The following is a 13959-nucleotide window of genomic DNA, read 5'->3' as shown; positions in this document are numbered from 1 at the left end:
CCTCCGGTGATTCGTTTTTCAACGACCACCCTTTGGCACATTCGATGCCGGGAGCGGGCGTCGTCCACCACATCATTTTCGACCGGCTGAGCGTAGGTTGTCCGCCGGCTCATGTCCGCTTTGTCCCGAAAGCACCGAGACCCCGGGCTGCTTCAGCTTCGCTTCGGCGCAAGCCCGTTGCAGCCGCCGGCCTGCTCGGCATCGAGCACCAGAAGGGCGCCGGCGGCGTAGAGCCGGCTGACGAAGTCGGCAGCGTTTGAGCGGGCGATGGTGACGTAGGCGTACGACGCCAATACGCGGCCGTCGGCGTTCGCGATTGCCGCGATCGCCTGCGCCTGCGGCCCGATCACGGCCAGCGAACGGCCGGGGGTGGCGCCGAAGGTGAGGGCAACGACAAGCGCAAGCCAGCCCGAGACGACGAGCGAGACCGCAAACGCAATCCTGCGGAGCGGCCGCTTTGTTGCCCGGCTAGTAGTCGTAGAAGTGCTCAAGGCTCGCACCCTTCGTCGTCAGCTCGCGCTTGATCTCGACGAGCCGATCGATCCTAGCCTTAAGGCCGGCCCTGCGGAAGCCGGGTTTGGCGTCCAGATCCAGTGAAAACAGCTCCGTGGTGTCGGGAATATCGAGAGCCGTCCCTTGCGGCGTGATCACTGTGATGAGGATCTCGTGATTGCCTGCGATCTCCGCCAGGCGGTGACCGCCGTCGAGCAGGTTGTTCAGAATCTCGCTCAGCGCCTTGTAGCGCGGCGCCTGCACGAGCTGCCAATCCGGTGACAGCGTCCGGACCGGGGTGATGCGGGGCTCGGCGCCAAGCAAGTCCTGCGGCAGCGTTGCGACCACGAACATGATGTCGCGCGGCTCGTCGTCATCGCTGGCATCGAGCGCCTTCTGGATCGCGGCGGCGTAGCCGATCTTGATGAAATATTCGATGCCGAGCGCGAAGTCGCGCTCCCACGTGCGCAGATTGCTCGGCGTCGGAGCCGAGATCGCCGTCAGCCCGTTCAGCGTGTCACCGAACGGATATTTGTACCAGGGGATGGTGTAGAGGAAGGCCGCATAGTCCTGCAGCACCGTACGGGCGTATTCATCCTGTGGCGTGAGCTTCTCGCCCCTGATCCATTCGAACGCGCGGCCGATGGTGTTCTCGTAAAGTCCCTTGATCGCGTATTCGGCGGAGTAGCTGATGCCGATGACGTAGATCATCATCTTCACGTCGAAGCGCGATTCCGTAGCTGCCGGCACTGCGCTGTTGATGGTGCAGAAGCTCTGCCAGAAGCCGAGGATGTGGTGCAGATAGCCGAAACGGCTTTCGCTGGACTGGTCGAGGAAGCGGCCAAAATCCTCGAAGGAATAGACGATGTACCATTCGGGAAAGGTGAAATAGGTGTTGTCGAGCGGCCGTCGGTAACCCTTCTCGCCGATCGGCGGCAGCACGTCTGCGGCCGTCGCCGCGGATGCAACGTCGGATGTGGGCTGGCAGGTCCCCTCGATATAAGCGAGCGGCCCCAGGATCGCGACGGCGATCAGAACGACCAGCGTGAAGACGATGCGACGCAGGCGCTTAAGCATGGGCCGGGCGCATACGCGGTGCGAGGAGATAGCCGATCAGGATGGCAAGCCCGCCAAGGCCGAGATGCGGCGCATTGGCGAAGATGCGGGTCGACAGCGGCAGGTTCAAAACGCCGTTGATGAGGATGCCAAAGTCGAGATAGCCGCTGCCGGTGAGGAGGCCGAGCACACCGTCGGCGAAATAGAAGACGCCGAAGAGCTGGAAGAACAGTTCGGATGCGCGGCGCGAGGTCAGCGCTGAGGCGAGCGCCCACAGCGCGGAGACGAGGTGCAGGCCGTCGGCGTACCAGGTGCGGCGGAACAGACCGAAGATCATGTCGTTCTGGTCGATGAAGGCGGGGATGTAGCCGGTGAGGATCACGAAACCAAGCAGCGCGGCATAGCCAAAAGCGCACAATCGGATGACGTCCATAATCCCTCCGGTGAGTTCGAATCTCGTTCGAGTTTAGAGTGTCCCGAGCGCCTTGAGCAGGGCATCATTGAACTGGCCGGGATCTTCGATCTGCGGAATGTGACCGAGCCCGGGCAGCAGAGTGAGGTGTGCCTGGGGCAACAGGCCATTCAAATCGCGCGCCTGGGCGAGCGGCGTCACGGTATCCAGCTCGCCCCAGAGGATAGCGACGGGCGTCGTCATCCGTGCATAGGCGCTGCGGTCGGCACTGCGCGCGCCGCGGTCCGCGCCCAGGAAATAATAGAGCCAATCGGCGATGTCGGGTGTGCTGTTCTGCCGTGTCACCGGCCGCTGCAGGATCTCGACATATTCCGGCAAGGCGCGATCCTTCCTTGCGATCAGCGATTGCAGCAGCATCCTGGTGGCAAGCGGATTGGTGACCGTCAATGCCACCAGCATTTCACGAAGCCATTTCGGACGCAGCACCGCCGGCGGATCGGACGGTTCGGCCGTCAGCCCCAGCGCGGCATCGACCAAGACCAGGGCACGAGCGCGCGCCGGGAAGCGCAGCACCAGCTCGGTCGCAGCGCCCGCGCCGAAGGAATGGCCGACGATGATCGCGGGCGCCGCATTGAGTTTCTCGAGCACGTCGTTGACGCGATCGGCCTGGTCGTGTCGCGTGTAGCCGCCTGGCCGATCCGAGAAGCCGAACGGCGGCAGGTCGAGCGCGATCACGTGATAACCGCCGGCTGCGAGCGCATCGCTCGTCGCGCGCCACAATTCACTCCAGGCGGCGGTGCCGTGAAACAGCACAACGGGGATCCCGGAAAGCGGACCCTTCTCCTGAATGAAGACGTCACCCGAGCGCGTCGTCACCCAATGCCCGCTCGAGGGCGCGAGATCGGCTCGGCCCGCGGTCTCGCGAGCGGAAGCCGCCAGGCGGAATGCGATGACGGCTGCGACGAGCACCAGCAGGGCGATCAGGCAGAGATAGGCTGCGCCACGAAGAAGCTTTGAAGTCAACGGGCCTCACGAGATGAGTCGATCGATACGTTGGTCGCTACTCTAGCGCGAGTTGATTCGACGTTGAAGCGGCGTGCGATCGCGGGCCATCCCTTACGATGGAATTGCTGTTGATTTGCCCGGCGCATCAAATCCTGGCCCGGCCGGGGCCGGGCCATTCTACTTTGCATGGGGTTGTTTTCGATATTTTTGGGGAGCCCTGCCGGGCTCACTGCCCCGACGGGGTGCGCAGGCCGTGCCAGGCGTCGCGCACCTGGTGATAGTGCACTTCGGGCAGATAGTCGGGTGTGTTGAGGCTCAAGGTCTTGACGTCGAGGTGGCCGACCGCGCTGAGCAGCGTGTAGGAGGCGATGACGCGGTCGCGCAGCGCGCCGATCAGGCGGGCCTTGGCCTGGATCAGGTCGGCTTGCGAGTTCAGCACGTCGACGGTGGTGCGCTGTCCACCGGCGGCTTCGCGCTGCACGCCCTGCAAGGCGACGGTCGCCGCCTTCACCTCGGACTCGGAGGCCGAGACCGCGATCTTGGCGCCTTCGTTTGCCACCCACGCGCTGGTCGCGGCGGTCCGCGCCTGGTTGCGCACCTGGTCGAGCACGAGGCGGCTTTGTGCGGTGACCTCTTTGGCCTGCCGCGTTTGCGACGCGGCCTGGCCGCCGTCGTAGATCGGCGCGGTGACGTTGGCGACGATGGAGGCCTGGTCGGTCCCGAATGTGCCCAGCGTCGGGTCGGAGTCGCGGCTGTGGCTGGCGCTGCCCTGCACATTGGCGCTCGGCAGCAGCGCGCCTTCGGCGACACGGATGTTGGTGGAGGCGACGTCGACGTCGAAGCCTGCCGCCATCACCGCCGGGTGCTCGCGAATCGCCATGGCGAGCGCGTCCTCGCGGCTGCGCGGCAGATAGCGGTCGACGACCTCGGCGGGCCGAAGCTGCGACGGCGGGTTGCCGATCACCTGGGCGTAGGTCGCCTGGCTGATGGCAAGCGCGACTTCGGCGGCGTTGAGATCGGCAAGCCCGCGGTTGAGGCGCGCCTCGGCCTGCGCAGTATCGGTCGGCGTGACGTCGCCCGCGTTCAGCCGGCGCTGGGTGACAGCGAGCGTCTCGCGCAGGAACGCGACGTTGGAGCGCTGCGCCTCGACCAGCGACTGGTTAGCGAGCACGTTGGTGTAGGCAGTCACGCCATCCAGCAGCACGCCCTGGCCGACATTGCGCAACGCCTCGCGGCCCGACTGCACCTGGAGCTCGGCGACGCGCACGCTGTTGGCGGTACGGAAACCATTGAACAGGGTCTGCGTCACGGTGACGCCGATGGTCCAAGGCTTCAGCGTCGCGGTCTGGATGGTGTTGTCCGGAAGCAGGTTGCGCACCGATTGCAGGCCGGCGCTCAGGCTCGCCACGATCTGCGGCCGGTAGCCGGCAAGCGCCTGCGGCACGTTCTCGTCGGTGGCGCGCTGGCGCGCCCGCTCGGCATTGAGCTGCGGATTGGTCTGATAGGCTTTTGCCAGAGCCTCCGGCAACGCTTCGGCCAATGCGGCTGCGGGGAGGGCGCAGGAAAACGTCAGCGCAGCCCATGTGACAAGAACATGACCCACGCCCGATCGGCGCCGCGTCCTCACGCGGCCAGTTCTGGCGGCACGCCCCTTCATTTGATCCCGCAACAACCCCGGCTATCCGCCCCCACCGACGGCGGCCCTCTTACCTGTTTACCCAGCGCCGGTCCCGCAGGCAAACTGCCGCGGGTGGATGTCCCATGAAATCCGTGCTTGTTGCAGCTACGTCACAGGAATCCTGCGGGAGCCCTGGGAAGCCTTACACCAGCCTTACCGATTCTTGTTCAGCGGCTTGCGCTTCTCGATGAAGGCGGCCATGCCCTCCGAGCGGTCTTCCAGTGCGAAGGTGGCGTGGAACAGGTTGCGCTCAACCTGCATGCCCTCGGCGAGCGTGGTCTCGAAGGCGCGGTTCACCGCTTCCTTGGCCATTGCGGCCGCAGGCTGCGACATCGCCGCGATCTTCTCGGCGGCCGCGATCACCTCGTCCATCAGCTTGTCGGCGGGGACCACACGGCTGACGAGGCCGCTCCGCTCGGCTTCCGCCGCATCCATCATGCGGCCGGTGAGGCAGAGATCCATCGCCTTGGACTTGCCGATCGCGCGCGTCAGGCGCTGCGTGCCGCCGATCCCGGGAATGGTGCCGAGCGTGATCTCGGGCTGGCCGAATTTCGCGGTGTCGGCGGCGATGATGATGTCGCACATCATCGCAAGCTCGCAGCCGCCGCCGAGTGCGTAGCCCGCGACCGCGGCGATCGTCGGCTTGCGGCAGCGCGCCACCCGGTCGCCGCCGATCGCGGCAAAATCCTCCGAGAACATGTCGATGAAGCCTTTCGGCTGCATCTCCTTGATGTCGGCACCCGCGGCGAACGCCTTCTCGCTTCCGGTGACGACGATGCAGCCGATCGCGTCATCGGCCTCGAGATCGTCCACGGCGGCGGCGATCTCGCGGAAGACGCCGAAGGACAGCGCATTGAGCATCTTCGGGCGGTTCAGCTTGATGATGCCGACCGCGCCTTGGCTTTCGACGATGATGTGCTCGAACGTGCTCATGCTCCACCCACGCGTTTTTCGATTGGGCGGGCAATGTGCCCGCTGGCGCGGTGGGCTTCAAGGGGGCGAACATGCCCCACGGGACGCGCGAGCCGCGCGTCTGCGGAACCGGCCCAGGCCCAAGAGTCCTGAAGAATCAAGCCATGAGCATGCGCGCGGCCGAGGCCAGCGTCAGGAGCGCGCCGAAGCCGATGAAGATCTTGCCGATCAGCGAGCTCTGGTCCCAGGCCGAGTTTTCGCTGCTCGCGGCGGCCATCACCGGAGCCGGGCGCGGCTGCGCATCGGATGCGGCGACGACAGTCCTCTGTGCAGGTGGGTTGTCCGGCGGCTGGGTGGCATCGTCCGGCTGATCTGACGCGGACGCCTGGCTGTCCGGCGACGGCGCTGCAGTCGCCTGGTCGGCTGCGGCCTGCACGTTGTCATTGGCCCGCGACGTCATGGCAGTGGCTGCCGCGGCCGTCGGTGTATCGGCAGAGGCGAGCTGCGCATTGGCGTTGGCGACCGACGGCGGCATCGTGCTCGTGGCCGGCGCGACGGTGCCAGGGACCGATCTCGCCACATCCTCGGGAGCGCTCCTGTCGCTCTTGGAGTCGGAGGATTTCTGCGAGTCGGAGGATTTCTGCGCCGTCTTGCTGGTGTGGTGACGCGCGGAGTGACGCCGATGCTTGATTGGTGTGGTGGCGGTCTCGGCCGATTTGGTCGCGCTGTCGGTGTCGTCAGACGTGGACGCGGTCGGCGCCGCCTGCGAGGCGCCCCCGAACAGCAGAAAAAGTCCGGCGCCCAGAACTAACGCGACACGCCCGCTGGCTCTGATCATTTTGACGATCTCCCCAATGCGCCCGCCCGGCGCGAACAGAGCCCCCGGGGCGTGACCGCAGCACGGCAGAAAGTGGGAATCTTCGGGCCTGAGCGGGCGAAAACGGGGCAATCCGGCGCTTCCGTCCGGCTTGGCGGGTGCGAGGCGGACCGAACGATGTTATGAGCCCCCGGGCTTGCCGGCTCGGCCGGATCGTGGGGAGATGCGTCGCTGGCTGAGCTATCACGATTTCGTGATAGTATGTCTGCCGGCGTAACAAATTGAAAGAGCGGCCGAATTGCCGTGTGAGGGGCGCGCGTGCGCGGACGTGAGGACGAATGGACCGGCCTGATGCGGTCGGCCATGGCAGGGGATGGTGCGGCGTATCATCGCCTGCTGAAGGCGGTCACGCCGGTGCTTCGGGCTGCCGCCCGGCGCGGTCTCGCGCGGGCCGGGCAGCCTCCCGATCAAGCCGAGGATATCGTGCAGGACATTTTGCTGGCGGTGCATTTGAAGCGGCATACCTGGGACAGTGAAGCGCCCTTCGCGCCCTGGCTCTTCGCGATCGCCCGCAACAAGCTGATCGACGCGCTGAGACGACGGGGCAGGCGGATCTTCGTCAATATCGACGATTTCGCGGAAACGCTGCCGGGCGAGGCGCCGCAGGAGACGGCCTCCGCAGGAGAGGTCGCGGCGCAGCTCGCCACGCTGCCGCAACGCCAGCGTGACGTGTTGCAGTCGATTGCCGTCGACAGCACCTCGATCAGGGACACGGCATCAAAATTGTCGATGAGCGAAGGCGCGGTGCGCGTCGCGCTACATCGGGGACTGGCCGCGCTTACCGCCAAATTGCGGGACAGATGAGATGGATACCGATCAACTCATTCGTACGCTCGCGGCCGACAACGCTCATCGCGCGCCGAAGGTCGGCGCCGTGCTCGCGCTCTCGCTGCTGGTGGCCGCGCCGCTCTCGATCCTGATCTTCGCCACTTTCTTGGGCGTGCGGCCGGACGTGATGAACGCGATGCACAATCCGTTCTTCGACATGAAGTTCGCCGTCACCCTTTCGCTCGCAATTCCCGCGATCGCGATCAGTCTGCACCTGTCGCGACCCGAGGCCTTGATGCGCGGCTGGGGCTGGCTGCTGCTGCTTCCCGTGGCCTTGCTCGCGGTCGCGATCGGCGGCGAGATGATGATGGCGCCTGCGATGCCGATGACGATGCGGCTCGTCGGCAAGAATTCGAGGGTGTGCCTGTCGGCGATCCCCGCAATGTCGTTGCCGTTGCTTGCGGGCGCGCTGTTCGGCCTACGTCACGGCGCTCCGTCGCGGCCTGCGCTTGCCGGCGCGCTCGCAGGCCTGTTGTCGGCGGGGCTGGCGGCGACGCTCTATGCCTCGCACTGCACCGACGACTCGCCGCTGTTCGTGGCGACCTGGTACACGCTCGCCGCCGGGCTCGTCACCGCGATCGGTGCGCTCGTTGGATCAAGAGTCCTGAGATACTAGAGAGCAAAGAGTGGACCGGTCTTCCCTCGCGACAAACGGGGAACGCGTTTTCGCCGAGACCAAGCTCAGACAATAGGCTCCCGTGCCGGCTATGCCGACGTCGTGCTCTGCTGCATGCGTTGAAAGCGCAGCACCTGCTGCGCCGTCGAGGTGCGCAGCGCCTCGTAGGTGTCTCGCGCGCTCAACAGGTCGGTCGGATCGCCGCCGGACAGCTTGTCGCGCATCGCGATGATCGCGCGCACGCTTGACCATGACAGGCCGGCGACCTTGGCGAGGATCATTACCCCCTCGGTACGGCTTTCGATCATCATGTTCTCGGCGATCGCAACCGGCACGCCCGCGAGCGCCGCGAGCCCGGCATTGGCCTCATCGAACTTGCCCTGTTCGGCGAAGGCCGTGACCTGGTGCTCGTTGAGACGGCCGTCCTCGAACAGTGATTTCACCAGCGCGCGCGCCATTTCGGTCTGCCGCGTCATGGTCGCCGCGCGGACGCGCTGGGCCGCCTCGTGGACCGCGCCGAGCACAGCGTCGGACTGACCAGGATTGGCGGCTTCGAGCTTCCTGCGCACGCTCAAGGAGGCCTTCGCGATCAGTTTCAGATAATGATGGCGCGGCAGGTCCGGGCGCAGGCCCACGCAAGTTGCGAGGTCGTCGTCGCGTTCGGCGCGCCGGACGAGCTCGGTGAGGCTCATTTCCGTGAATTGCGCGCCGGGATTCTTGACCGTCGACTGCACCACCTCGTCGTTGCCGCGCGCCAACAGCACATCGGTGAGGACATCGGACAGCACGCGGCGCATCGAGATGGCCTTGAGATGTGCCTGGCTCTTGCTGCGCGCGATCTCGAGCAGGGTCGCCTCGTCCAGTCGCTCCGACTTCGAGAGTACAGGGCCGGCGACATCGATCACGTCGTCGAGTGCGAGCGTGCGGATGGTCATGGCCGGGGCTGCGTGGATCGGTGCCAGGCGCTCGGCGAGCAGCACCTTGGCCGAGGTCTCGATATGGTCGATCAGGCACTGGAAGACGTCGTCGAACACGGCGACCTGGTCATCGGAATAGTCCACCACGCCGCCGATGAAGAGGTCTGTGACGCGGCGCAGCGTCTCGACACGACGCGCAACCGTGCCGTGGGACAGCGTCGCTTGCAATTCGTCGAGCAGGTTTTCGGAAACCTTGGCGGATTCTTTGGCGGGTTTCGATCTCATGGCCCTGTCCTGGAGCGTTCGGTCCGGCGGTCTTTCCGCCGGGCTAAATGGATTGATCAGCTGGTCGCAATGCGGTTGCGTCCTTGCGCCTTGGCGGAATAGAGCGCGCTGTCGGCGCGCGCGAGAAATGTGTCGGCACTATCATTGTCGCGCAGCGCCGCAACGCCCGCGGAAATCGTCACATGCATGCTGGACGCGAACGCGCTCCAGTCGAGCTCGGCCACGATCATGCGCAGGCGGTCGAGCATGCGCATGGCTGCCTCGCCCGACGTGTCCGGCATCAAGAGCAGGAACTCCTCGCCGCCGTAGCGACCGAAGCGGTCGTTGGGGCGGATATTGGCGAAGATGGTGATGGCGAAGGTGCGCAGCACCTCGTCGCCGGTCGGATGGCCGTGGGCGTCGTTGATGCGCTTGAACCAGTCGAGATCGATGAGTGCGGCTGAGCAGGGGACGTTTGCCTCGCGCGCACCTGCGATCTCCTCCTCGAGCGCGCGCATGATCGAGCGGCGGTTGAGGGAGCCGGTGAGCTCGTCGAGCTCGGCAAGCTCCTCGATGCGCCGATAGGCCGCCTTCAGCTCGATGCTGCGCCGATACAGGATCTTGCGGAGCGTGCTGCCGAACAGGCCGAGGAAGGCGCACTGGCCGATCACCAGGACGAAGCACAGCATCGATGCGAGCCGCTCGAGCCGGCTCGTCACTGGCAAGCCGATCGGCAGGTCGGAGATCAGAAAGACGAAGGCGAGCCCTGTGGTCGCGAGTGCCCAGGTCAGCATCGCCTGCTGCGAGGTCATGCGCAGCGTGCCGAAGGCGAAGATCAGGAACAGCACGCTGATGAAAGCGATCCCGATCGTTGGCACCGCCAGCAGGAAGACGAGCTGGAGCGCCATATGCGCCGAGATCTGGAAGACGGTGAGGTAGTGGTCCCTGAATCGCTCGCCGACGCCGGCCTCCGACAGCACCGCGAAGCTTCCGATGATCATCAGCCCGACGAGCCAGAATAGCGACGGCACGATCATCGAGATCGCCCCGCCATAGGCGTAGAGCAACAGGACGGACGCGCCGAGCGAGTAGCTGGCGGCCTGGCCGATATACATCTGGCGCCGCTGCCGCATGCGGCGCGCGACGACCTCCGGCGTGGCCTGGTCGGCAGACAGGACGAGCTCCGCGACCTCTGCGGCATTCCGCTCCGGGATGGATATGGATGTCGCGGTCGTGCTCATGAACCTGCCATTGGTGAATGTCAGTCCAAAAATCTACGTGGCAAGCCTTTAGGTTTGGTATCCTCGCGGTGCGAATCCGGGCCCGCCGCCCGGGTAAGTGCTTTGATCCGACACTGAAATTAGCGAGCGATTAGGGATTGTCGGCGATAGGCCAGAGAATGGGCCACGGATAAGGTCAACGGTAAGGTCCAGAGATACAGTCAATTAGCTGGCGAATGCCCTGCTCAAGGCTGCGTTATGGATCGAGGCTTGGTAAGATCGGGCCGCGCCCGCGGGCGCTCCGCAAGGAAAAGTTATAGTATTATGTTACCGTCTTTGGCTGGCCCCCTAGGGCTGCAAGAATGCGCGCGTATGTGGGGTACATCACACATGTCCCCGTACGACTGCGGTAGGTTGAAGAATCTTGCTCCACCCGTCGAACCGCTTGCCGTTTCGACCCGACCAACTTTGCGAGACGGCCTTTGAGCGTGACACAGGCGGCTTCGGACGAAGTCCTGATCGCCCGGATCGCTCAAGGCGACCGGCTCGCTATGCAGGTGCTGTACGGGCGGCACCATGTCAGGGTCTATCGCTTCGGGCTTAGGCTCGTGCGCGATGAGCAGGTCGCTGAGGACCTGATCAGTGAGGTGTTTCTCGACGTTTGGCGTCAGGCCGGAAAGTTCGAGGGCCGATCCGCTGTTTCCACCTGGCTGCTGGCAATCACCCGATTCAAGGCCCTGTCTGCGCTTCGGCGCAGGAAGGATTTTGAGTTGGACGAAGAGGCCGCCAACGCGATCGAGGATACGTCCGACGATCCGGAAACGGCGGTGCAGAAGAAGGATACCAGTGAAGCGTTGCGAGAGTGTTTGACGTCACTGTCGCCGGAACATCGGGAAATCGTCGATCTCGTCTACTACCACGAGAAGTCCGTGGAAGAGGTGGCCGAAATCGTCGGAATACCGGAGAACACCGTGAAGACGCGCTTGTTCTATGCGCGCAAGAAACTAGCCGAGCTGCTCAAGGCAGCCGGTGTTGAACGAGGCTGGCCATGATGGCATTGAGCAAGAAGATGCTGGAGCAAGAGCCCAGTGAAATTGAGATGCTGCTGCCATGGCATGCTGCCGGCACGCTGAACTCGCGCGACGCACGCCGGGTCGAGGACGCGATCGCCCGCGATCCCGAATTGGCGAGGCAGTACGCCGCGATCCGCGCCGAGTACGAAGAGACCATCCATCTCAACGAGAGCCTCGGTGCTCCGTCCGCCCGCGCGATGCAGAAGCTGTTCGCCGCGATCGAGGCGGAGCCCGTACGCGAGGCCGGGGGGCTGTCGCTCTCGACACGCATCTCGACGTTCTTCGCGAGCCTGTCGCCACGCACGCTGGCCTGGTCGGCGAGCCTCGGCGCGGTCGCGCTGTTGCTCCAGGCCGGTGTCATCGGGGCCGTGCTGGTGAAGAACCAGAGCTCGACCTTCCAGACTGCCTCGCTCTCTACGGACGCGCCGATTACGCGCGAGCTTGGGGCCTCGCCTGTGGCGCCGGCGCCGGCCCATGCGCTGGTGCGCTTCACGCCGGATGCGCGGGTTGCCGACATCACCGCGTTGCTCGACAGCTACCAGGCCTCGATCGTCGATGGCGCCAGGGGCGGCATGTTCCGTCTCCAGTTCAACAAGGCGATGAGCAACGACGAGCTCGCCTCGCTGCTCGGCAGAATGCAGCGCGAAAAGGTCGTCAACCTCGCCGTGGCGGCGCCTTAAGCATCCGCGAGTCATGAAGCGTAAGTCCGAAAGCTTGTTGAGTGCGGGCGCCTGCGCCTCGTCGGTGGGCGCGGTTCTCTTGCTCGGTGCTTTCGGCGGCGAGGTCGCCCACGCGCAGGCGGTCATGCGGACGCCGACAATCAGCGTTCCCTCGCGCACGCCGACCATCAGCGCGACGGTGACGGGGCGCGGCAGTCCCGTCGTTACCGGGCGGGCGGTAGGCCGCGTCGATCGCGGACCCAGAGTGGTGCCCCGGCTGACGGCGCGCATGGCCCACACTGCGGTGCTGCCTTACGTGCGCTATTCGCCCAATCTCTATCCGGCCTGTAGCGCGCCCTCGGGCGACGCTGGCGGCGAATGCCAGGCGGATGCAGCCGGCGGCGGTTCGGGTAAATCGGGCAAGAAGGGCCCCTCCGGCAACTCGCGCCGCAATACGGTGCAGACCGTGACCACGTCGCGCAGTTTCGCCAACGAGTTCGTGGCCGAGCTCGACAGTAACCTTTCCACGGCCGATGCCGACGCGCTTGCGCGCAGCCACGGCCTAGCCCGCATTACGTCGGAGAGCTTTCCGCTGATCGGCGCCACCATCGGGCTGTTCCGTATCACCGATGGCCGGCCCTACGACACCGTGCGCCGCGAATTCGCTGCTGCGAATGGCGTGCGCTCGCTGCAGCCGAATTTCCGTTATATGCTCCAGGACCAAAAGGCGGGGGTGCCGGCGGAAGGCGACCCCGCGCAATATGCGCTGGCAAAGCTCCGCCTGCCGGTGGCGCATATGCTTGTGCATGGCGCCAACGTCACGGTCGCGGTGATCGATTCCGGGATCGACACCAGCCATCCCGAGCTTGCCAACTCGATCGCAGACAATTTCGACGCGCTCGGCAGCAAGGAAGGGCCGCACGTCCACGGCACCGGTATCGCCGGTGCGATCGTGTCGCATGCACGTCTGATGGGGAGCGCGCCCGAGGCGCGCATCATTGCGATCCGCGCCTTCGGCGGCACCACGGGGGGCGCCGAGAGCTCTTCCTACGTGATCCTGAGATCGCTGAACTACGCCGCCGAGCACGGCGCGCAGATCGTCAATATGAGCTTTGCCGGTCCGAAGGACGCGGTGATCGAGCGCGCCATCGCGGCGACCGCCGCGCGCGGGCTGGTGCTGATCGCCGCGGCCGGCAATGCCGGCGCGAAATCGCCGCCGCTTTATCCTGCGGCCAATCCCAACGTGATCGCGGTCAGCGCCACTGATGCGCAGGACAAGCTGTTCTCCGCGTCCAATCGCGGCAGCTACATCGCGCTCGCCGCGCCCGGCGTCGACATCTTCCTTCCGGCGCCGGATGGCAAATACCAGATGACGTCGGGCACCTCGTTCTCGGCGGCCTATGTTTCCGGCGTCGCGGCGCTGCTTCTGGAGCGCAATCACGCTTTGAAGCCGGAGGCGCTGCGCCTTACGCTTGGAAACACCGCCCGCGATTTGGGAACGCCGGGCCGCGACGATCTGTTCGGCGACGGCGAGCCCGATGCTTACGCCGCGGTCATGGCGGTTGCCGTCGATGGTGCGACGCCGGTCGCGGCGGCGCCGGGGACAACAAAACGTGAAGATGCGTCGGAACGTCGCGAAGAGCCTGGAACGCGCGCGCTGGAGCAACCCTCGCTTTCCAGTGCCGGCGATAAATCCACGCTTTCTCAAGCGGATAGACCTGCCGCACGATAGTTGCCCGCAAGCGCGCGCGGACTGCAAAGGTTAAAAAATCACGCGATGGGTTTTGAACGTTCGGCCCTGTGCCACGACCAAATGATGTGGGAGCGGTCATCCCTCCCCATCAGTCATATCAGGCGCGAGCGCCCATCCACCCCAAGCGCCCATATGGCTTGACCCGTCCGGTTGTCCCCCCGGACGGGTCTTTTCTTTTTGGGGCTCTCGAACTTCCG

14 protein-coding genes are annotated in these 13959 nt (G+C 65.3%); 5 read left to right on the top strand and 9 right to left on the bottom strand.

The features are described 5' to 3' along the window. Window positions 1-152 precede the first annotated feature (152 nt). The 7 genes from Q3C01_RS19995 to Q3C01_RS19965 all read right to left on the bottom strand — a co-directional run bounded on the left by Q3C01_RS19995 (window position 153) and on the right by Q3C01_RS19965 (window position 6393). Window positions 153-491, bottom strand: a complete 339-nt coding sequence (locus tag Q3C01_RS19995; protein ID WP_458147018.1) for a hypothetical protein — start codon at window positions 489-491, stop codon at window positions 153-155. Further along, complete coding sequence (locus Q3C01_RS19990; RefSeq protein WP_458147017.1) at window positions 469-1569, bottom strand: hypothetical protein; 1101 nt, start codon at window positions 1567-1569, stop codon at window positions 469-471. The genes Q3C01_RS19995 and Q3C01_RS19990 overlap by 23 nt, the downstream gene beginning before the upstream one ends. Then, window positions 1562-1981: a hypothetical protein gene (locus tag Q3C01_RS19985; protein ID WP_458147016.1), complete on the bottom strand. Its 420-nt coding sequence runs from the start codon at window positions 1979-1981 to the stop codon at window positions 1562-1564. Before Q3C01_RS19985 ends, Q3C01_RS19990 begins: the two co-directional genes overlap by 8 nt. A gap of 33 nt (window positions 1982-2014) precedes the next feature. Then, entirely contained in the window at window positions 2015-2983 is a 969-nt protein-coding gene (locus Q3C01_RS19980; protein ID WP_458147015.1) for an alpha/beta fold hydrolase, read from the bottom strand. Between the two features lie 208 nt (window positions 2984-3191). Then, a complete protein-coding gene (locus Q3C01_RS19975; RefSeq protein WP_458147014.1) occupies window positions 3192-4622 on the bottom strand; it encodes a TolC family outer membrane protein in 1431 nt (476 codons plus the stop codon). A 174-nt stretch (window positions 4623-4796) separates the two neighbouring features. After that, entirely contained in the window at window positions 4797-5576 is a 780-nt protein-coding gene (locus Q3C01_RS19970; RefSeq protein ID WP_027528161.1) for an enoyl-CoA hydratase, read from the bottom strand. Between the two features lie 136 nt (window positions 5577-5712). Continuing rightward, the gene (locus Q3C01_RS19965; protein WP_458147012.1) at window positions 5713-6393 is read right to left on the bottom strand and encodes a hypothetical protein; all 681 of its coding nucleotides are present in this window, start codon (window positions 6391-6393) and stop codon (window positions 5713-5715) included. A gap of 297 nt (window positions 6394-6690) precedes the next feature. Between Q3C01_RS19965 and Q3C01_RS19960 the strand changes: the two genes are divergently transcribed. Together Q3C01_RS19960 and Q3C01_RS19955 are read left to right on the top strand one after the other, a co-directional pair. Then, entirely contained in the window at window positions 6691-7236 is a 546-nt protein-coding gene (locus Q3C01_RS19960) for a sigma-70 family RNA polymerase sigma factor (protein ID WP_458147011.1), read from the top strand. A gap of 1 nt (window position 7237) precedes the next feature. Beyond that, window positions 7238-7876, top strand: a complete 639-nt coding sequence (locus Q3C01_RS19955) for an NrsF family protein (RefSeq protein WP_458147010.1) — start codon at window positions 7238-7240, stop codon at window positions 7874-7876. An 89-nt stretch (window positions 7877-7965) separates the two neighbouring features. Here Q3C01_RS19955 and Q3C01_RS19950 read toward each other — a convergent pair whose 3' ends face one another. Together Q3C01_RS19950 and Q3C01_RS19945 are read right to left on the bottom strand one after the other, a co-directional pair. Further along, window positions 7966-9078, bottom strand: a complete 1113-nt coding sequence (locus tag Q3C01_RS19950; RefSeq protein WP_458147009.1) for a DUF2336 domain-containing protein — start codon at window positions 9076-9078, stop codon at window positions 7966-7968. A 56-nt stretch (window positions 9079-9134) separates the two neighbouring features. After that, complete coding sequence (locus Q3C01_RS19945) at window positions 9135-10298, bottom strand: GGDEF domain-containing protein (RefSeq protein WP_458147008.1); 1164 nt, start codon at window positions 10296-10298, stop codon at window positions 9135-9137. Between the two features lie 461 nt (window positions 10299-10759). Between Q3C01_RS19945 and Q3C01_RS19940 the strand changes: the two genes are divergently transcribed. Genes Q3C01_RS19940 through Q3C01_RS19930 form a run of 3 tightly spaced genes read left to right on the top strand, consistent with a single transcriptional unit; the run spans window position 10760 to window position 13741 of the window. Beyond that, window positions 10760-11329 (top strand): sigma-70 family RNA polymerase sigma factor, encoded by a 570-nt coding sequence (locus Q3C01_RS19940; RefSeq protein ID WP_458147007.1) that lies wholly within the window; start codon window positions 10760-10762, stop codon window positions 11327-11329. Next, on the top strand, window positions 11326-12030 hold the full coding sequence (locus Q3C01_RS19935; protein ID WP_458147006.1) for a hypothetical protein: 705 nt from the start codon (window positions 11326-11328) through the stop codon (window positions 12028-12030). Before Q3C01_RS19940 ends, Q3C01_RS19935 begins: the two co-directional genes overlap by 4 nt. A 13-nt stretch (window positions 12031-12043) precedes the next feature. Continuing rightward, window positions 12044-13741 (top strand): S8 family serine peptidase, encoded by a 1698-nt coding sequence (locus tag Q3C01_RS19930; RefSeq protein WP_458147005.1) that lies wholly within the window; start codon window positions 12044-12046, stop codon window positions 13739-13741. Window positions 13742-13959 lie beyond the last annotated feature (218 nt).

This window comes from Bradyrhizobium sp. UFLA05-109 (assembly GCF_054185165.1).
The sequence above is the reverse complement of the archived record's forward strand: the minus strand, read 5'-3'. Positions and strand labels throughout refer to the sequence as shown.

Coding starts and splice junctions, on each gene's coding strand:
- Q3C01_RS19990 (WP_458147017.1), bottom strand. CDS start 1,569: ATGCTTAAGCGCCTGCGTCGCATCGTCTTCACGCTGGTCGTTCTGATC.
- Q3C01_RS19985 (WP_458147016.1), bottom strand. CDS start 1,981: ATGGACGTCATCCGATTGTGCGCTTTTGGCTATGCCGCGCTGCTTGGT.
- Q3C01_RS19975 (WP_458147014.1), bottom strand. CDS start 4,622: ATGAAGGGGCGTGCCGCCAGAACTGGCCGCGTGAGGACGCGGCGCCGA.
- Q3C01_RS19970 (WP_027528161.1), bottom strand. CDS start 5,576: ATGAGCACGTTCGAGCACATCATCGTCGAAAGCCAAGGCGCGGTCGGC.
- Q3C01_RS19965 (WP_458147012.1), bottom strand. CDS start 6,393: ATGATCAGAGCCAGCGGGCGTGTCGCGTTAGTTCTGGGCGCCGGACTT.
- Q3C01_RS19955 (WP_458147010.1), top strand. CDS start 7,238: ATGGATACCGATCAACTCATTCGTACGCTCGCGGCCGACAACGCTCAT.
- Q3C01_RS19950 (WP_458147009.1), bottom strand. CDS start 9,078: ATGAGATCGAAACCCGCCAAAGAATCCGCCAAGGTTTCCGAAAACCTG.
- Q3C01_RS19945 (WP_458147008.1), bottom strand. CDS start 10,298: ATGAGCACGACCGCGACATCCATATCCATCCCGGAGCGGAATGCCGCA.
- Q3C01_RS19935 (WP_458147006.1), top strand. CDS start 11,326: ATGATGGCATTGAGCAAGAAGATGCTGGAGCAAGAGCCCAGTGAAATT.
- Q3C01_RS19930 (WP_458147005.1), top strand. CDS start 12,044: ATGAAGCGTAAGTCCGAAAGCTTGTTGAGTGCGGGCGCCTGCGCCTCG.